13 protein-coding genes are annotated in these 17,864 nt (G+C 74.3%); 7 read left to right on the top strand and 6 right to left on the bottom strand.

Annotation, left to right across the window (positions count from 1 at the left end; all coding sequences use genetic code 11):
• The first annotated feature begins 6 nt into the window (after positions 1-6).
• From ACWPXV_RS08085 to dnaE, 4 genes are all read left to right on the top strand, one after another.
• Positions 7-1,605, top strand: a complete 1,599-nt coding sequence (locus tag ACWPXV_RS08085) for a LuxR C-terminal-related transcriptional regulator (protein ID WP_454084758.1) — start codon at positions 7-9, stop codon at positions 1,603-1,605.
• Between the two features lie 127 nt (positions 1,606-1,732).
• The gene (locus tag ACWPXV_RS08080) at positions 1,733-2,815 is read left to right on the top strand and encodes a flavin-containing monooxygenase (protein WP_454084757.1); all 1,083 of its coding nucleotides are present in this window, start codon (positions 1,733-1,735) and stop codon (positions 2,813-2,815) included.
• A 122-nt stretch (positions 2,816-2,937) separates the two neighbouring features.
• Positions 2,938-4,119 carry an FAD-dependent monooxygenase gene (locus ACWPXV_RS08075; protein ID WP_454084756.1) on the top strand — a complete coding sequence of 394 codons (1,182 nt, stop codon included), beginning with the start codon at positions 2,938-2,940 and terminating at the stop codon, positions 4,117-4,119.
• Positions 4,120-4,271: 152 nt separating this feature from the next.
• Complete coding sequence (dnaE, locus tag ACWPXV_RS08070) at positions 4,272-7,838, top strand: DNA polymerase III subunit alpha (RefSeq protein WP_454084755.1); 3,567 nt, start codon at positions 4,272-4,274, stop codon at positions 7,836-7,838.
• A gap of 17 nt (positions 7,839-7,855) precedes the next feature.
• On the opposite strand, the gene ACWPXV_RS08065 is transcribed toward dnaE, so the two are convergent.
• The 4 genes from ACWPXV_RS08065 to ACWPXV_RS08050 form a co-directional block, all read right to left on the bottom strand.
• Positions 7,856-8,716 carry an amino acid-binding protein gene (locus ACWPXV_RS08065; protein ID WP_454084754.1) on the bottom strand — a complete coding sequence of 287 codons (861 nt, stop codon included), beginning with the start codon at positions 8,714-8,716 and terminating at the stop codon, positions 7,856-7,858.
• 83 nt (positions 8,717-8,799) lie between these two features.
• Positions 8,800-9,471, bottom strand: a complete 672-nt coding sequence (locus ACWPXV_RS08060) for a hypothetical protein (protein ID WP_454084753.1) — start codon at positions 9,469-9,471, stop codon at positions 8,800-8,802.
• 16 nt (positions 9,472-9,487) lie between these two features.
• Positions 9,488-10,060 (bottom strand): biotin transporter BioY, encoded by a 573-nt coding sequence (locus ACWPXV_RS08055; RefSeq protein WP_454084752.1) that lies wholly within the window; start codon positions 10,058-10,060, stop codon positions 9,488-9,490.
• 98 nt (positions 10,061-10,158) lie between these two features.
• On the bottom strand, positions 10,159-10,383 hold the full coding sequence (locus ACWPXV_RS08050) for an RNA-binding S4 domain-containing protein (RefSeq protein ID WP_454084751.1): 225 nt from the start codon (positions 10,381-10,383) through the stop codon (positions 10,159-10,161).
• Positions 10,384-10,454: 71 nt separating this feature from the next.
• On the opposite strand from ACWPXV_RS08050, the gene hisD reads away from it, so the two are divergent.
• Both hisD and ACWPXV_RS08040 read left to right on the top strand, forming a co-directional pair.
• Positions 10,455-11,783 carry a histidinol dehydrogenase gene (gene hisD, locus ACWPXV_RS08045; RefSeq protein WP_454084750.1) on the top strand — a complete coding sequence of 443 codons (1,329 nt, stop codon included), beginning with the start codon at positions 10,455-10,457 and terminating at the stop codon, positions 11,781-11,783.
• A 155-nt stretch (positions 11,784-11,938) separates the two neighbouring features.
• On the top strand, positions 11,939-12,685 hold the full coding sequence (locus ACWPXV_RS08040) for a SurA N-terminal domain-containing protein (RefSeq protein ID WP_454084749.1): 747 nt from the start codon (positions 11,939-11,941) through the stop codon (positions 12,683-12,685).
• A gap of 4 nt (positions 12,686-12,689) precedes the next feature.
• On the opposite strand, the gene ACWPXV_RS08035 is transcribed toward ACWPXV_RS08040, so the two are convergent.
• Positions 12,690-14,159 carry a gluconokinase gene (locus ACWPXV_RS08035; protein WP_454084748.1) on the bottom strand — a complete coding sequence of 490 codons (1,470 nt, stop codon included), beginning with the start codon at positions 14,157-14,159 and terminating at the stop codon, positions 12,690-12,692.
• Positions 14,160-14,203: 44 nt separating this feature from the next.
• Positions 14,204-16,390, bottom strand: coding sequence for a RecQ family ATP-dependent DNA helicase (locus ACWPXV_RS08030; protein ID WP_454084747.1), 2,187 nt, complete (start codon positions 16,388-16,390; stop codon positions 14,204-14,206).
• Positions 16,391-16,833: 443 nt separating this feature from the next.
• On the opposite strand from ACWPXV_RS08030, the gene ACWPXV_RS08025 reads away from it, so the two are divergent.
• Positions 16,834-17,841, top strand: coding sequence for a siderophore ABC transporter substrate-binding protein (locus tag ACWPXV_RS08025; RefSeq protein WP_454084746.1), 1,008 nt, complete (start codon positions 16,834-16,836; stop codon positions 17,839-17,841).
• Positions 17,842-17,864: the final 23 nt, after the last annotated feature.

Below are 17,864 nucleotides of genomic sequence, written 5' to 3'. Positions count from 1 at the left end.
GGGCAGGTGAGCAGCGACGCCCTCACCCGCGCCCGGTCGGCGCACACCGACCGGCGGTGGGCCACGGCCTTCGCCGCGTTCCGCGAGGCCGAGCGCACCGGGCCCCTCCACCCGCGGGACCTGGACCAGATGGCGGAGTGCGCCCACCTGCTCCACCGGATGGACGAGTACTTCGCCGCGCGGGAGCTGGCTTACCAGCGGCACCTCGACAGCGGCGACCACGGCGCAGCGGCGCTGAGCTCGTTCTGGATCGCGGCACAGCACCTCCACGACGGGGAGCTCGCCCACGGCACGGGCTGGCTGCAGCGGCTCGAACGGCTCGCGGCGGGAGGAGGCGACGAGCGGCTCGCGGGATACCTGTCGCTCGCGCGCTCGTTCCCCGCCGCGGGCGGCGGCGACCTCGAGGGCGCCGCCCACCTGGCCGTCGCTGCCGTACGCGCGGCGCACGAGTCCGCCGACCCCGACCTCGCCGCCCTGGCCCTCCACCAGGCCGGGCTCGTCCGCCTCGCCGCGGGCCTCGTGCAGGAGGGCTGCGCCCTGCTCGACGAGGCCATGGTCGTCGTCACCGCCGACCGCGCGTCCTCCATGGTCACCGGGATCGTCTACTGCGGGGTCGTCTCCGGGTGCTGGGAGGTCTACGACATCGACCGCGCGCACGAGTGGACCGACGCCATGGCGGGGTGGTGCGCCACCCAGCCGGAGATGGCGGGCTTCGTCGGGGAGTGTCGGGTGCGCCGCGCCGAGCTCCGCCAGCTCGTGGGGGACTGGGCCGGAGCCGACGCCCTGCTCGTCGGCCTGGACGACGACGTCGACCGCACGTCCGCGGCGCTCGCGGCATCCGTGCGCGGTGACCTGGCCCGGCTCCAGGGCCGGTGGCGGGACGCCGACGCGGCGTACGCGGCCGCTGCTCGCGGCGGGTGGGAGCCCCAGCCCGGCCTCGCCCTGCTCCGCCTCGCCCGGGGCAGCACCCAGGCGGCGGCGGCCATGGTGCGCCGTGCCCTGGTCGAGCCGAGCGCGGTGGCGCGCCGGGTGCCGCTGCTCGCGGGGGCGGTGGAGGTCCTGCTCGCCGTGCGGGACGAGCCCGGGGCGGGCGCCGCAGTCGAGGAGCTGCTGGTGCTCGCCGAGCGGCAGGACAGTGACCTCGTCCGCGCGGTCGCCGCGCAGGCGCAGGCGCGCCTCGCCCTGGTGGCCGGCAGGCCCGCGGAGGCCGGGGCTGGGGCGCGCCGTGCCCTCACCACCTGGCTGCGCACCGCGGTGCCCTACGAGGAGGCGCGTGCCCGGGCGCTCATGGCGGCGGCCTGCCACGCCCTCGGTGACGTCGAGTCCGCCGACCGCGAGCGGGACACCGCCCGGGAGATCTTCACGAGCCTCGGTGCCGGGCCGGACGTCGAGGCGCTGGACCGGGGAGCCCGTCAGCTGCTCACCGCACGAGAGGTCGAGGTGCTGCGGCTCGTCTCCACCGGGGCCACCAACCGGATCATCGCCGAGCGCCTGGTCCTCAGCGAGCGCACGGTCGACCGGCACGTGAGCAACATCCTCACCAAGCTCGACGTCACCAGCCGGGCTGCCGCCACGGCGCGCGCCGCCGCGTGGCAGCTGCTCTGATCCCGACGCGCGACCCGGCGGCGGTACCCACTCCCGCCGTCGTCCCAGGTTGGGTGGTTCCACCGATGTGGCCGGCCCCTGTCCCTCCGTAACGTTCGAGCCGTCGGAGCGACCCAGGGAGCAGGCCATGGACCACACGATCGTCATCGGTGCCGGACAGGCGGGACTCGTCGCCGGCTACCACCTCGCCCGACGCGGGCTGCCGTTCACGATCCTCGAGGGCGACGACCGCGTCGGCGGAGGGTGGAACCACCGCTGGGACACGATGCGGATGTTCACCCCCGCGGGCAGCCTCGGGCTGCCCGGCATGCCCTTCCCGCGCGACGAGCTCTTCCCCTCGGGCGCGCAGATGGCCGCCTACCTCAGCACCTACGCCGGGCGCGTCGGCATGGACGTGAGGACGGGGGTGGCCGTCGACGGGCTCTTCCGGGACGGCGACCGGTTCCAGGTGACCGCCGGCGCGGCCACCTTCACCGCCGCCAACGTCGTCCTGGCGACCGGCGCCGAGCGCGTCCCGAACGTTCCCGCCCTCGCCCGGCGGCTCTCCTCCGGGATCGTGCAGCTGCACTCGGTCGACTACCGCAACCCCGCCCAGCTGCAGCCGGGCGGCGTCGCCGTCGTCGGTGCGGCGAACTCCGGGGCGGACATCGCCCTCGAGCTCGCCGCCACCCACGACGTCGTGCTGTGCGGACGCCACCCGGGCCATGTCCCGCTCCGTATCGAGTCCAAGGCGATGCTCACCGTCTTCCCCCTCATCGTCTTCGCCTGGAACCACGTGCTCACGCGGGACACCCCGCCCGGCCGCAGGTCGAGGGAGAAGCTGTTGTCGGGCCACGGCACGCCCCTCATCCGGGTCAAGCCCCAGGACCTCGCCGGTGCGGACGTGCGGCGAGCCGGACGCGTCACGGACGTCGTCGATGGCCTGCCCGTCACGGCCGACGGTGAGGTGCTCGACGTGACGAACGTCGTGTGGGCCACCGGCTTCCTTCCCGGCCACGACTGGATCGAGCTGCCCGGGCTGGACTCCTCCGGCTTCCTCGACAACGACCGCGGCGCCGTCGCCGGCCAGCCCGGGCTCTACGTCCTCGGGCAGCTCTTCCAGCACCGGTTCTCCTCGCACAACTCCCTCGGCGTCGTCCCGGACGCCGAGCTCGTGGCGGGCGACATCGCGCGCAGAGCCGTCGGTGCCGGGGCGTCCGTCCGCCCGTGACCGGGCGCGGTCGGTCGCCCGCCGCCACGACAGGGAGATCCCGTCCGACGCCACCCGGCTGCGGCATGATGTCGCTCACCGGTGGTGAGCCCGCCGGGCGCTGAACGCCGAGAGGAGTCGTCGTGGTCGACCGTGGACGCACCGGGGTCGTCGTCGGCGGCGGCATCGGCGGGCTCGCCGCGGCGATCGCGCTGGGTCAGGCTGGCTGGGACGTCACCGTGCTGGAACGCTCCGCCGAGGGCGGGGAGATCGGCGCGGGACTCACCATCATGGCGAACGGGCAGCGGGCGCTGCGCGAGCTCGGCCTCGCCGACGCCGTCCGCGCCGCCGCCGCGCCGCAGGGCGGGGGCGGGCTGCGGGACCCCTCAGGACGCTGGCTCGCGCGGGTCGACGGCGCCGCCCTGGAGCGGGAGCTCGGCCCCTCGGTCGTCGGGATCCACCGGGAGCAGCTGCACCGGGTGCTCCGTGACGCGCTGCCCGCCGGCGCGCTCGTCACGGGGGCCGAGGTCCTCGACGTCACCGCCGGACCGCCCGCGACGGTGAGCTTCGTCCGTGGCGGGGAGCGGCACACGCTCACGGCGGACGTCGTCGTCGGGGCCGACGGCATCAGGTCGGCCGTGCGTCGCACGCTCTGGCCCGACCACCCGGGTCCCGCCCACACGGGCGTGACGGCCTGGCGCTCGGTGACCGCAGACAGGTGGCCGCTCGACCTCGTCGGTCCCGTCACCTGGGGCCCGGGCACGGAGTTCGGCACGGTGCCCCTGGTGGACGGGCGGGTCTACTGGTTCGCGGCCGTCGCCGGCGCCCCCGTCGGGCACCGGTTCGCTGACGAGGTCGGCCACCTGCGCAGGCGCTTCGCAGGCTGGCACGCCCCGATCCCCGAGCTGCTCGCCGCCGCCGAGCCGGGCGCCGTGCTGCGCCACGACCTGCAGCACCTCGCCGTGCCACTGCCGAGCTACGTCACCGGCGCTGCGGCTCTCCTCGGGGACGCCGCCCACGCCATGACACCGAACCTCGGGCAGGGCGCGGCGCAGGCACTGGAGGACGCCGTCGTGCTCGGGCGGGCGGTGGCCCGGTACGAGGGCGACGTCCCCGCCGCGCTCCGCGTCTACGACCGCACCCGGCGGCCGCGGTCGCAGGCGGTGGCGAGGGCCTCCCGCTGGAGCGGCCGCTTCGGGCACGAGCTGCGGTCCGCGCCGCTCGTCGCCGTGCGTGACCTGATGGTGCGCGCCACGCCCGCCACCGCTGCGCTGTCGTCGCTCGCGCGGTTCGCCCACTGGGAGCCGGAGCTGGTCGAGTCCTGACCGGCCCGGCGGGGCAGCGGAGACGTCTCGCGCCGCCGCCGCGGACGTCGTCGTGGCCGCCTCACGCAGACGGCGGCGGCGACACGCCGAGCGACCTGGATCTCGCCCCGAGGTGGCCGGTCGTGTCGGTCCCGCGACCTAGACTGGCGAGCATGGCTGCTGGAGGATCTGACAACTTCACCCACCTCCACGTGCACACCGAGTACTCGATGCTCGACGGTGCCTCCAAGGTCGACGAGCTGCTGGGCGAGGCCGCCCGGATGGGCCAGCCCGCCCTGGCGATCACCGACCACGGCTACCTCTTCGGGGCCTTCGACTTCTGGTCCAGTGCCCAGAAGCACGGTGTCAAGCCCATCATCGGGCTCGAGGCCTACGTGACGCCCGGCACCTCGCGCTTCGACAAGTCCCGGGTGCGCTGGGGCGAGGAGCACCAGGCCAAGGACGACGTCTCCGCCCGCGGCTCCTACACGCACATGACCCTGCTGGCGAAGAACAACCGGGGGATGAACAACCTCTTCCGGCTCGGCTCGCGCGCCTCCATCGAGGGCCAGATGGGCAAGTGGCCGCGGATGGACCGCGAGCTCATCGAGACCCACGCCGAGGGCCTCATCGCCACCACCGGCTGCCCGTCGGGCGAGGTGCAGACCCGCATCCGCCTCGGCCAGTACGACGAGGCGCTGCGCGCCGCCCGCGAGCTGCAGGACATCTTCGGCCGCGAGAACTACTACGTCGAGCTCATGGACCACGGCCTGGACATCGAGCGCCGAGTCACGGGCGACCTCCTGCGCCTGGCCAAGGACATCGGCGCGCCGCTCCTGGCCACCAACGACTCCCACTACACGCGCCCGGACGACGCACGCACCCACGAGGTCATGCTCGCCCTGCAGTCGGGTAGCAAGCTCACCGAGCCGAGCTACGACCAGGGCGGCAGCCGCTTCGCCTTCACCGGGGACACTTACTACCTGCGCCCGGCCGCCGAGATGCGCGAGGTCTTCCGCGACCTGCCCGAGGCCTGCGACAACACCCTGCTCGTCGCCGAGCAGTGCGACGTCACCTTCCGCACCTCCGCCGACGGCGCCAACTACATGCCGCGCTTCCCCGTGCCCGCGGGGGAGGACGAGCACTCGTGGTTCGTCAAGGAGGTCGAGAAGGGGCTGAAGTACCGCTACCCCGACGGCGTGCCCGACCACGTCGAGAAGCAGGCGCGGTACGAGGTCGAGGTCATCACCCAGATGGGCTTCCCCGGCTACTTCCTCGTCGTCGCCGACTTCATCAACTGGGCCAAGTCCCAGGGCATCCGCGTGGGCCCGGGGCGTGGCTCCGGCGCCGGCTCGATGGTCGCCTACGCGCTGCGCATCACCGACCTCGACCCCCTCGTCCACGGCCTCATCTTCGAGCGCTTCCTCAACCCCGACCGCGTCTCGATGCCCGACTTCGACGTCGACTTCGACGAGCGCCGGCGCGGTGAGGTCATCCGCTACGTCACCGAGAAGTACGGCGACGACCGCGTCGCCCAGGTCGTCACCTACGGCACCATCAAGGCCAAGCAGGCCCTCAAGGACTCCGCGCGCGTCCTGGACTTCCCCTTCCAGATGGGGGAGAAGCTCACCAAGGCCATGCCGCCGTCGGTCATGGGCAAGGACATCACCCTCGCCGGCATCTTCGACCCGCGTGACAAGCGCTACGCCGAGGCCGAGGAGTTCCGCCAAGTCCACGCCGCGGACCCGGACGCGCAAGCCGTCGTCGAGACCGCCCAGGGCCTGGAGGGCATCAAGCGGCAGTGGGGCGTGCACGCCTGCGCCGTCATCATGTCCAGCGAGCCGCTGCAGGACATCATCCCGGTCATGCTGCGCCCGCAGGACGGCGCGATCATCACGCAGTTCGACTACCCGCAGTGCGAGAACCTCGGGCTGCTCAAGATGGACTTCCTCGGGCTGCGCAACCTCACCGTCATCGACGACGCGCTGGAGAACATCGAGCGCAACGGCAAGGAGGTCCCGGACCTCGAGCGTCTGCCGCTGGACGACCCCCTCACCTACGCCATGCTCGGCCGCGGGGACACCCTGGGCGTGTTCCAGCTCGACGGCGCCGGCATGCGCACGCTGCTGCGCCTCATGCGCCCCGACAACTTCGAGGACATCTCCGCCGTCGGCGCGCTGTACCGGCCCGGTCCGATGGGCGCGAACTCCCACACGAACTACGCGCTGCGCAAGACCGGCCAGCAGGCGATCGAGCCGATCCACCCCGAGCTCGAGGAGCCGCTCGCCGAGATCCTCGGCACCACCTACGGCCTGATCGTCTACCAGGAGCAGGTGATGGCGATCGCGCAGAAGGTCGCCGGGTACACGCTCGGCCAGGCCGACCTGCTGCGGCGCGCCATGGGCAAGAAGAAGAAGGCCGAGCTGGACAAGCAGTTCGCCAGCTTCGAGGCCGGCATGCTCGAGCGCGGCTACTCCCCGGCGGCGGTCAAGACGCTGTGGGACATCCTCCTGCCCTTCTCCGACTACGCCTTCAACAAGGCCCACTCGGCGGCGTACGGGATCATCTCCTACTGGACCGCGTACCTGAAGGCGAACTTCCCCACGGAGTTCATGGCCGCCCTGCTCACCTCCACGCAGGTGAACAAGGACCGCCTGGGGCTGTACCTCGGCGAGGCCCGCCACATGGGCATCAGCGTGCTGTCGCCCGACGTCAACACCTCCGTGGGCTCCTTCGCGGCCGTCGGGGAGGAGATCCGCTTCGGCCTCGCCGCGGTCCGCAACGTCGGGGTGAACGTCGTCGAGGCGATCATCGCCACCCGCGAGGAGAAGGGGGAGTACACCTCCTTCCAGGACTTCCTCGACAAGGTGCCCGCGGTCGTGTGCAACAAGCGCACCATCGAGTCGCTCATCAAGGCCGGGGCCTTCGACTCCCTGGGCCACACCCGCCGCGCTCTCCTCGCCCGCCACGAGGAGGCCATCGACATGGTCATCGACGTCAAGCGCAACGAGGCGGTCGGCCAGTTCGACCTCTTCGCGGGCCTGGGCGGCGACGGCGGGGCGGGCGGCGCCGGCTTCACCATCGACATCCCCGACCTGCCCGAGTGGGACAAGCCGGAGAAGCTCGCCTTCGAGCGCCAGATGCTCGGCCTGTACGTCTCGGACCACCCGCTGTTCGGGCTCGAGCACGTGCTCCAGCGCGCCGCCGACGTCTCGATCGCCACGCTGCTCACCGACGAGACCCGCCCCGACGGCTCCAACGTCACGATCGCCGGCCTCGTCACCTCCCTGCAGCGGAAGATGACGAAGAACGGCAACCCGTGGGCGATCGCCACCGTCGAGGACCTCGAGGGCGCGATCGAGGTGCTCTTCTTCCCGCAGACCTACTCGACGGTCTCGACGATGCTCGCCGACGACTCGATCATCACGGTGCGTGGCCGCCTCAACCGGCGCGACGACATCCCGACGATCTACGCCGCGGAGATGACCCTGCCGGACGTCTCCCAGGCCACCGACGGGCCGGTCCAGCTCACGCTCGCCGCCAACCGGTGCACGGCGCCGCTCGTCGAGCGGCTCAAGGGCATCCTCACCGACCACCCGGGCAGCTCGGAGGTGCGGCTGCGGCTCACCAGCCCCGGCCGGTCGACGACGATGCGCCTGGAGGACACCTTCCGCGTCGAGCCCTCCACCGCGCTGTTCGGGGACCTCAAGACGCTCCTCGGCCCCGGCTGCCTCGTCTAGCAGACCCGGCTCGGGGCTCAGCCCTCGGCGTGAGCGGTGGCCCCGCCCAGGCCGGTGAGCCGGACACCGTCGACGAGCTCGGCGAGCTCGGCGAGGCGGTGCGCACGGGCCGACTCGGCGAGCGTGAACGGCTGACCCGGCCGGGCGAGCACGACCGCGCCGCGCCAGCCGGCGTGGATCTTGATCCGTGTGGCGTCGCCGGACAGGTGGGAGGCCGGGTCACCGGGCCCGCCGTCGACCACCTCGGCACCGAGCAGGTCGGCGACCGCCTCGGGAAGCTCGTGCGGCGCCTCCGCGACGCGCAGGGCGGTGCACAGTGCCCGGGTCGGGTTGTCGACCAGGGCCAGCGCAGTGGTCGGCCACACCTGGACGGTGCGGCCCCCGCCGTCCTCGACGGCCTCGACGAGGTCCCGCGCGGTGATCCACTCCGGGACGTCGACGACGAACTCGTCGACCGCCCCGTCGGTCCCGGGCTGGACCTGCACGCCGAGGATGTTGCCGTCGAGCAGGCGCAGCTGCCGGGTGATGGCCTCGAGGCTGCCGGGGGTGTCCCGCACCGTGGTCCGCAGCCGCCACAGCGACCCGGCGGCGTCGAGGCGCCGACGCTCGCGCAGGATCGGCCCGTGCAGCCAGCGCCGCAGCAGCCGGGTCACCGAGGGCTCGGCGACCCACACGGCCAGGGCGGTGGCCGTCACCGTGAGCACGAGCACCTTGGTGAGGAGCGGGAGGTCGCTGGCCACGACGGCCGCGTGCACCGCCAGCTCGAGCGGGAGCAAGGCCACGACGGTCGCGGCCGTCCGACGTGCCTTGCGCGGCTCGGGCAGCCGCCCGCACACCTCGCAGGCCAGCGCGTCCGTCGGGTCCCCGTGCTTGTCCATGCCCCCAGGCTGGCCGACCCGCGTTCCGGGGACGTTACGTCCGGGAGACAGCCGTGTGAAAAGTTCGGCCCGGCCCGGCGGGCTCAGCCGGTCGCCGTCGCCAGCTCGTGAACGGCGCGTCCGACCTCCGCCGGGTCCGTGAGGAAGCCGAGGTGGTGCAGCGGCAGGGTGCGCACAGGCCAGCCCAGCCGCCGGCCGCGGTCCCGCTCGGCCGCGTAGGTGTCCCCGAAGGTGAGGCAGGCACCGCGCAGGGCCGCGCTCCACCCCGCGGGGACGGGGACGCTGCCGCGGAGGTAGGCCGCGGGCACGCGCGGCGTCACCGCGTGGACGCCGGCCCGGGTGCGCGCGTCGGGGAAGAGCTCGCGGGCGTCCTCCTCCGGCCACCAGTCGGTCCAGCGGGGGAGCAGCCCGTCCTCCTCGACGGCACCGAGCGCCTCGCGGAGCGCTGCGGGTGCGACATCGTGGGCGCCGCCGGCGGGCGCGGGCAGCACGGCGTCCATGAACACGGCCCGCTCGACTCCCGCCGTCCCGGTGAGGGCGGGGACGTAGAGACCGGCGTTGGAGTGGGCGACGACGACGTCCCAGCGCCGGGCCCCGAGCGCGGCGGTGTACGCGGCGAGGACCTGCTCGGGATCCGCAGCCGGCTCCGCCCCGACGACGGTGGCCGGCGACCCGAGACGCTCGAGCTCATCGGCGAGCGGCTCGAGGACGGAGGCGGGCAGGAAGACGCTCTCGAGGAGCGCGAGCCGGGTCACCGCGGCCGGCGGCGGCTCAGTCCCGGCGGCCGAGCAGGCGCCAGGCGGCGGGCAGCAGCCCGGCGGCGGCCGCGGCCTTGAGGACGTCACCGAGGAGGAAGGGCAGCACGCCGAGGACGAGCGCCTCCCCGAGGCCGACGCCAAGGCTCACCATGAGCCACGGCACGCCACCGGCGTAGACGGCGAGGGTAGCGAGGACGGCGGCGCCGGCCATCGACAGGGGGCTGCGGTCCGCGCGGCGCCGGGCGAGGGCACCGACGATGCCGGCAGCCGCGACGTAGCCGATGACGTAGCCGAAGGAGGCGGTGTGCCACCCCGCCGACTGCTCGGCGAACCACGGCACGCCCGCCACGCCGGCGGCGAGGTAGAGCAGCATGCTCAGGGTCCCGCGCACCGGTCCGAGCGAGGCTCCGACGAGGAGGACGGCGAAGGTGCCGAGCGACAGCGGCACCGGGGTGAAGGGCAGCGGCACGACCACCTGGGACAGCACGCCGGTGACGAGGGCGGCGCCGGCGACGAGGGACGCGTCGCGGACGAGCCCGGCGGGCAGCGAGTCGGCGAGGACGGCAGCGGGGGTGGTCGTGGTCATGGAATACCTCTCGTGGGGAACACCGGCCACGCTAACGAGTGGCGGGCGGGCGGCGGGGTGTGGACCCGCACAGATTCGGGGCGGTGGGTCTGTAGCGGTCAGCCGACGACGGCGACGAGCACCCCGCCGGGCGTGCTCACCTCGACGCGTGCGCCGGCGGCCAGCTGGCGGCCGCGGCGGGTCTCCACGACGCCGTCGACGCTCACCTCGCCGTCGGCGATGAGCTCGCGGGCGTGGGCCCCCGACTCGGCGAGCGAGGCGCGCTTGAGGAACTGGCCGAGCCGGATCTCCCCCTCGACGGGCACGACGTGCTGCGCTTCCATGGCACCGATCATGCCCTGTCGTGGGCTGGACGGCCCCCGCCGCGCCCTGCCGCGCGGCATACGATCGGTCCATGCTCAGGCGAATCGACCTCCGCGCCAGCGACCTGGCCCCCGCCGCCCTCGTCGACGTGCTCCCGCGCGCCACGCTCGACGTCGAGGCCGCCATGGCCCAGGTGCTCCCCATCATCGACGACGTCCGCGCCCGCGGCGGTGCCGCCCTGCGTGACCTCGCCGAGCGTTTCGACGGCGTGCGGCCCGAGCACCTGCGGGTGCCGGCCCAGGCCCTGGCCGAGGCGCTCGAGGCTCTCGACCCGCAGGTGCGCGAGGCCCTGGAGCTGTCGATCGCCCACAACCGCGCCGGACACACCGCGCAGCTGCCCGCCGAGCGGGACACCGAGATCCTGCCCGGCGGCCACGTCCGCCAGCGCTGGGTGCCGGTGAGCCGGGTGGGGCTCTACGTGCCCGGCGGCCTCGCGGTCTACCCCTCGAGCGTCGTCATGAACGTCGTCGCCGCGCAGGTGGCCGGCGTGCGCTCGCTCGCCGTCGCCAGCCCGCCCCAGCAGGCCTTCGGCGGCCTGCCCCACCCGACGATCCTCGCCGCCTGCGCGCTGCTCGGCGTCGAGGAGGTCTACGCCGTCGGCGGCGCCCAGGCCGTGGGCATGCTCGCCTACGGGGCCGCGGGCGAAGACGGCACGCCCGACGGCGCGCAGCTGTGCGCGCCCGTCGACGTCGTCACCGGGCCCGGCAACATCTTCGTCGCCGCCGCCAAGCGGGCCGTCATGGGCCGGGTGGGCATCGACGCCGAGGCGGGCACGACGGAGATCGCCGTCCTCGCCGACGCCGGCGCGGACCCCCGCTACGTGGCCGCCGACCTCATCTCCCAGGCCGAGCACGACCCCGCCGCCGCCTCCGTCCTCGTCACCGACAGCCCCGAGCTGGCCGACGCCGTCGACGTCGAGATCGAGCGCCAGGCCGCCGCGACGACGCACGCCGAGCGTGTCCGCACCGCCCTGTCCGGCCCGCAGTCCGGCACGGTGCTCGTCACCGACCTCGAGCAGGGGATCGCCGTGTGCGACGCCTACGGCGCCGAGCACCTCGAGATCCAGACCGCCGACGCCGCCGCGGTGGCCGAGCGCATCCGCAACGCGGGCGCGATCTTCGTCGGGCCCTACAGCCCGGTGCCGCTGGGGGACTACCTCGCCGGCTCCAACCACGTGCTGCCCACCGGTGGCACGGCCCGCTTCGCGTCCGGCCTGAGCGTCATGGCCTTCCTCAAGCCGGTCCAGGTCATCGAGTACGACGACGCCGCGCTGCGGAAGGTCGCCGGGCCGCTGCGCGCGCTCGCCGTCTCCGAGGACCTGCCCGCCCACGCCGACGCCGTCGACCTCCGGCTCGGCTGACTCGTTCGCCCAGGGCGCACACGCCCCGCCGTCGGCGGTAAGTCGGCCGTCGGCGGGCGGTGGGCTGCGGGCGGCGCGGACGCGTGGGCGGCAGGGACTTGCGTGGTGGGCGGTGCGGCGCGCACGCTGGAACCTCGTCTTCGAGAGGAATCCCCATGCGAACCAAGGTTGCCGTGGCGACCGCTGCCCTCCTGCTGGCCCTGACGGCCTGCGGATCGGGCGACGACGACGCCGAACCGACCGCGGAGACGAGCACGCCCGCCGCCGAGGAGAGCGCAGCACCGGAGGCCCCCACGCCTCCCGCGGCCGACCTCGAGGGCCTGCCGGACGTCGTCGCCGAGGTCAACGGCACCGAGGTCACCCTGGAGGAGTTCACCCAGGTGTACGAGGGCCAGCTCCAGCAGGCGTTCATGCAGTCGCAGATGACGGGCGAGGAGGTCGACCAGGAGGCCCTCAAGCAGACGACCGCCGAGGGCCTGGTGGACACCGAGCTGCTCCTCGCCGAGGCCGGGGCCCGCGACATCGCCCCTACCCAGGAGGAGATCGACGCCGCCACCGAGGAGATCGCCGCCTCCAGCGGGCTGGGCTCGGCCGACGAGCTCTTCACCGCCCTCGAGGAGCAGGGGCTGAGCCGCGAGGAGGCCGTCGCGCAGATCGAGGAGCAGACGGCCCTCGAGCAGCTCTTCGCCGACGAGGCCGGGGAGTTCACCCCCTCGGAGGAGGACGCGCGCGAGCTCTACGACTCCGCCGCAGAGCAGGGCGGGGCCGAGGGCGAGCTGCCCCCGTTCGAGGAGGTCCGCCCCCAGATCGAGGCGCAGCTCCAGCAGGAGCACGAGGGGGCGGCCGTCCAGGTCCTCCTCGAGCAGCTCCGCAGCGACGCGGACATCACCTACCACCTGTGAGCGGTCAGCCCACCACGGCGGAGTAGAGCGCGGCGAAGCGCTCGGCGCGCTCGGCGTAGTAGTCGGCGCGCCCGGCCACCGGTTCGACGGTGGCCGCCGTGGTGGGCGCCGCCCGCTCCACCTCCGGCGCCAGGGACTCCAGCGCGAGCAGCGCCGTCCCGTGCAGGGTGGAGCGCTTGATGGTCACCGGCGTCACCGGCACCCCGGTGACGTCGGCGAGGAGCTGGAGCAGGTGCGGCAGCGACTGACTCATCCGGCCACTCGCGAGGATCTGCTCGGGCCGCGGGGCGACCCGCGTGAGCTCGGCGACGACCCGGCCGTAGCTGAGGGCCACGCCCTCGAGCAGGCCGCGGGCGATCGCCGCGGGCGTGCTGGCCGCTGACAGGCCGGCGACGACGGCGCGTGCGTCGGCCGCCCAGCCGGTGCTGCGCTCCCCGGTGAGGAAGGGCAGCGCCAGTGGCGTCGTCGGGTCGGGGTCGGCGGCGAGCGCGCCGTCGAGGTCGACGTCGTCCAGCCTGAGCGTGGCCTCCAGCCAGCTCACGCCGCGCCCGACGTCGTTGAGCGCGCCACCGAGCAGCGCGTGCTCGGCGTCCACCCGGTAGGCCCACAGCCCCGAGGGCAGCTCGGGCACCTCGGCCGGGACGCGGACCCGCACGGCACCGCTCGTGGCGAAGGACGCGACGACGGTCCGCGCGTCGGTCGCACCCGTCCCGATGTTCGCGGCCAGGCCGTCGGTGACGACCGGGAACCACGCCGCCCCCGCCAGCGCGGGCCAGCGGGTGGTGAGCCCGGTGAGCGGCTGGTCGGGGTGGTGGACGGGGGAGAGGGTCTCGGCGGAGATGCCCGCGACGGCGAGCATGCCCTCGTCCCAGGTGCCGGTGAGTCGGTCGAGGAGCCCGGACCACGCCGCCGCGGACGTGCCGACGGCAGTGGTCCCGGTGAGGCGGAGGACGACGAGCTCGCCGAGGGTCATCCACCGCGTCACGCGCGCGACGACGTCGGGGTGGGTCTCCCGCAGCCAGCGCAGCCGCGCGGGCAGGTAGCTGGAGTGCAGCCGGGTGCCCGTGCGCTGCTGGACCTGCGCCTCGTCGAGCTCGGCGCGCAGCGCGTTCACCTGCGGTGCGCAGCGGGAGTCGGCGTAGGTGTAGCACGGGGTGAGCGGCTCGCCCGCGGCGTCCAGGCCGACGAGGGAGGAGGCGAAGGTGTCGAGCGCGACCCCGGCGATGCGGCCGGCCAGCTCGGGGCGCGCGAGGGCGTCGATGATCGCCGCGACCTCGTCGACCACCTGGAGCGGGTCGATGATGGAGGTGCCGTCGGTAGCGGTGGTGAAGGCGTGCGGGACCTTGTGCTTCATCCGGTCGACGGGCAGGCCGCGGGCGTCGTAGAGGCCGCCACGGCTCGCGGTCGAGCCGACGTCCACGGCCAGCACGAGGGGGTCGACGGCGTCCTTGAGGTCAACGGTGAACGAGGGCATGGTTCCTCCGGTCGGCTGCGCCCGATCGTACGGCGGGGCGCCGGTCAGCGCTGGGCGAGGACGAAGGGGTGCACGGCCGCGGCCCCCGCCTGCCGCAGCAGCCGGGCCGCCACGGTGAGGGTCCAGCCGGAGTCGGTGAGGTCGTCGACGAGGAGGACCGAGCGGCCCGGCAGGCCCGTGAGCGCCGCCTCCGGCAGGTCGAGCCGCAGCCGCTGGTGGACGCCGGCCAGCCGGGTGGCGGAGTTGACGTCGTGCCGGCCCGGCGGGCGTGCCGGGTCCGGCGCCACGGCCCCGACGAGCGGCACCTGGGCCAGGTGCGCGACACCCCGCGCGAGGTGGTCGAGGAGCTGCGGCCGGGTGGCCGAGGAGATGACGACGACGCCCTCGACCTGCCCGCCGGTCTCGCGGATCGCGGCGAGCTGGTCGGTGAGCACCCGCTCGACGGCGCCGCGCAGGCCCGTGGGCAGCTCGCCGTCGTGGCCGCCGCGCGCCTCACGGCCGGCGGGCCGGTCCGGGGAGGGCTCGAGCATCTCGCGCAGCGCGGCGGACCAGCCCAGGCCGTCGAGCCGCGCGACCGCGCGCCCCGGGGCCGCCTGCTCCTCGGCCGGGATCCGGCCCTGGAGGGGCACGCCGACGGCGGACATCCCGGTGGGCCACTGCTTGCGGGGCGCGACGTCGGCGCCGGGCCGGTCGAGGACGGCACGCGCCTGCTCGAGCCGGGCCTCGTCGACCGTGGCGTCCAGGTCCAGGCCGCCGCACAGGTCGCAGCGCCCGCAGCGCCAGCCCTCCTCCAGCTCCGGGTCGGACAGCTGGGCGCGCAGGAAGGCCATCCGGCACTGCCCGGCCCCGAGACCGACGTAGGCGACCATCGCCTGCTGCTCGCGCTCGCGGGCGGCGTCGACGCGGGCGTAGCGCTCGGCGTCGTACTCCCAGGGCGCCCCGGTGGTCCGCCAGCCGCCGGCGACGCGCTCGACCGCGCCGTCGACGTCGAGGACCTTGAGCATCGTCTCGAGGCGGGTGCGGCGCAGGTCGACGAGCGGTTCCAGACGGACGGTGGACAGCGGCTCGTCGCCGAGGGCGGCGAGCACCTCGCGCACCGCGTGCTCCGGCGGGAAGGCGAGGGAGCCGAAGTACGCCCAGATGTCGCGGTCCTCCGGGCCGGGCAGGAGCACGACGTCGGCACGGTCGACGCCGCGCCCCGCACGGCCCACCTGCTGGTAGTAGGCGATGGGGGAGGAGGGCGCGCCGAGGTGGACGACGAAGGCGAGGTCGGGCTTGTCGAAGCCCATGCCGAGGGCGGAGGTGGCGACGAGCGCCCGGAGCCGGTTGGCGCGCAGGTCCTCCTCGAGCTGCTCGCGGCGCGCCGGCTCGGTGCGCCCGGTGTAGGACTCGACGTCCAGGCCGGCGGCCCGCAGCTGCTCGGCGACCTGCTCGGCCTGCGCGACGGTGAGCGTGTAGACGATGCCCGAGCCCTGCCAGGCGGCCATGCGCTCGGCGAGCCATGCCACCCGCTGCGCCTGGTCCGGCAGGCTGAGCACGCCCAGCCGGAGCGACTCGCGGTCCAGCGAGCCCCGCAGGACGAGGACGTCGTCGTCGTCACCGGTGCCGAGCTGCTCGGCGACGTCCGCGCTCACCCGGTCGTTGGCGGTGGCGGTGGTCGCGAGCACCGGCACGCCGGCCGGGAGGTCCTCCAGAAGGGTGCGGATGCGGCGGTAGTCGGGGCGGAAGTCGTGGCCCCAGTCGGAGATGCAGTGCGCCTCGTCGACGACGACGAGCCCGGCGGTGGCCGCCAGCTGCGGCAGCACCTCGCTGCGGAAGCCGGGGTTGTTGAGCCGCTCGGGGGAGCACAGGACGACGTCGACCTCTCCCGCGGCGATGGCGGCGTGCACCGACTCCCACTCGGTGACGTTCGCGGAGTTGACGGTGACGGCGCGGATCCCCGCCCGTGCGGCCGCGCCGATCTGGTCGCGCATGAGGGCGAGCAGCGGGGAGACGATGACGGTGGGCCCCGCCGGCGGGCGGCCCTCGACCCCGGCGCGGAGGAGCGCGGTGGCCACGAAGTACACGGCCGACTTTCCCCAGCCGGTGCGCTGGACCACGAGGGCGCGGCGGCGGTGGACGACGAGCGCCTCGATCGCCCGCCACTGGTCCGCCCGCAGCCGGGCGTCGGGCCGTCCTACGAGGGCCTGGAGCGCCGCCTGCGCCCGGGCCTCTGTCGTCACTGCGTCCATGTCGCCTCCCGGTCCCTACGCTCCCACGTCCCTCCGACACGCGCGGTCACGGCCCCAGCGGAGCTCGGCGCGCGGGTTCCAGGAACAACTCAGCGCTCGACGTGAGGGGTGGGGCGTGGGCGGCGCGCGGGTTGAGGAACAACTCAGCGCTCGACGTGAGGGGTGGGGGCGTGGGCGGCGCGAGGGAGGGGCGCGCTCGGCGCGAGGGGCGGGGCGGCCCCGGGCGGTGAGGTGCCTCACACTCCGGTTCATTTCGGCAAGCGGGCGGTGCCGGGCCGATCGGCAGCGCGGCGCGGACTTCTCTCCTCCCTTGGCATGAATTACGCAACGACTCCGGTACCAAATAGGTCGAAGGGCTTGTAGGTAAGGCTCACCTAACCGTTAGATTGGCCTCGGCCGGTCCGGCGCCACCGGCCGCCACAGCCCACGAGTGAAGGACACCCATGAGCATCGCTTCCCCCCTTCGTCGCCCGGTGCGCCTCGCCGGCGCGGCCGTCGTCGCGGCCCTGGCGCTGGCCGCCTGCGGCCAGGCCGGCGGCGCCACCGAGGCCGACGCCGCCGATGACGCGAGCACGGCGACGGTCGAGGTCGTGGACAACAACGGCACGCAGACGATCCCCACGCCGCCGCAGTCGGTCGTCGCGACCGACAACCGCACCTTCGAGACCCTCGCCGCGTGGGACGTCGAGCTGAGCGCCGCCGCGGTGGCCCTCATGCCCGACACCCTCTCCTACGTCCAGGACGAGTCGATCATCGACCTCGGCAACCACCGCGAGCCGAACCTCGAGGCCGTCGTCGCCGCCGAGCCGGACCTCATCATCAACGGCCAGCGCTTCGCCGACTACCACGACGACTTCGTCTCCCTCGCCCCCGAGGCCGTCGTCCTCGAGCTCGACCCGCGCGAGGGCGAGCCCTTCACCGACGAGCTCAAGCGCCAGACCACCGTGCTCGGTGAGATCTTCGGCAAGCAGGCCGAGGCCGAGCAGCTGAACGCCGACCTCGACGCCGCGATCGAGCGGGCCCGCGAGGCCTACGACTCCGCCGACACCGTCATGGCCGTCATCACCTCCGGCGGGGAGATCGGCTACTCCGCCCCCGGCACCGGCCGCACCCTGGGCCCGGTCTTCGACGTCCTGGGCCTCACCCCGGCCCTCGAGGTCCCCGAGGCCAGCGAGGACCACCAGGGCGACGACATCTCCGTCGAGGCCATCGCCGACTCCAACCCCGACTGGATCCTCGTCATGGACCGTGACGCGGCCGTCGCCGCGGACGACCCGGAGTACTCGCCGGCCGCCGAGGTCCTCGAGGCCTCCGAGGCTCTCACCGGCGTCACCGCGGTCCAGGAGGACCAGCTCGTCTACATGCCCGCGGACACCTACACCAACGAGGGCATCCAGACGTACACGGAGTTCTTCACCACCCTGGCCGACGCCTTCGAGGCCGGACGCTGAGACCCCCCGGTGGGGCCGGCGCG

It is taken from the genome of Georgenia sp. Marseille-Q6866, from assembly GCF_965111665.1.
This window is presented reverse-complemented; position numbering and strand designations above follow the sequence as displayed.

Excerpts from the sequence above, each read along its gene's own strand:
- ACWPXV_RS08055 (WP_454084752.1), bottom strand. The coding sequence starts at position 10,060 with ATGACCACGACCACCCCCGCTGCCGTCCTCGCCGACTCGCTGCCCGCC.
- dnaE (WP_454084755.1), top strand. The coding sequence starts at position 4,272 with ATGGCTGCTGGAGGATCTGACAACTTCACCCACCTCCACGTGCACACC.
- ACWPXV_RS08080 (WP_454084757.1), top strand. The coding sequence starts at position 1,733 with ATGGACCACACGATCGTCATCGGTGCCGGACAGGCGGGACTCGTCGCC.
- ACWPXV_RS08030 (WP_454084747.1), bottom strand. The coding sequence starts at position 16,390 with ATGGACGCAGTGACGACAGAGGCCCGGGCGCAGGCGGCGCTCCAGGCC.
- ACWPXV_RS08025 (WP_454084746.1), top strand. The coding sequence starts at position 16,834 with ATGAGCATCGCTTCCCCCCTTCGTCGCCCGGTGCGCCTCGCCGGCGCG.
- ACWPXV_RS08050 (WP_454084751.1), bottom strand. The coding sequence starts at position 10,383 with ATGGAAGCGCAGCACGTCGTGCCCGTCGAGGGGGAGATCCGGCTCGGC.
- ACWPXV_RS08065 (WP_454084754.1), bottom strand. The coding sequence starts at position 8,716 with ATGGACAAGCACGGGGACCCGACGGACGCGCTGGCCTGCGAGGTGTGC.
- ACWPXV_RS08040 (WP_454084749.1), top strand. The coding sequence starts at position 11,939 with ATGCGAACCAAGGTTGCCGTGGCGACCGCTGCCCTCCTGCTGGCCCTG.
- hisD (WP_454084750.1), top strand. The coding sequence starts at position 10,455 with ATGCTCAGGCGAATCGACCTCCGCGCCAGCGACCTGGCCCCCGCCGCC.
- ACWPXV_RS08035 (WP_454084748.1), bottom strand. The coding sequence starts at position 14,159 with ATGCCCTCGTTCACCGTTGACCTCAAGGACGCCGTCGACCCCCTCGTG.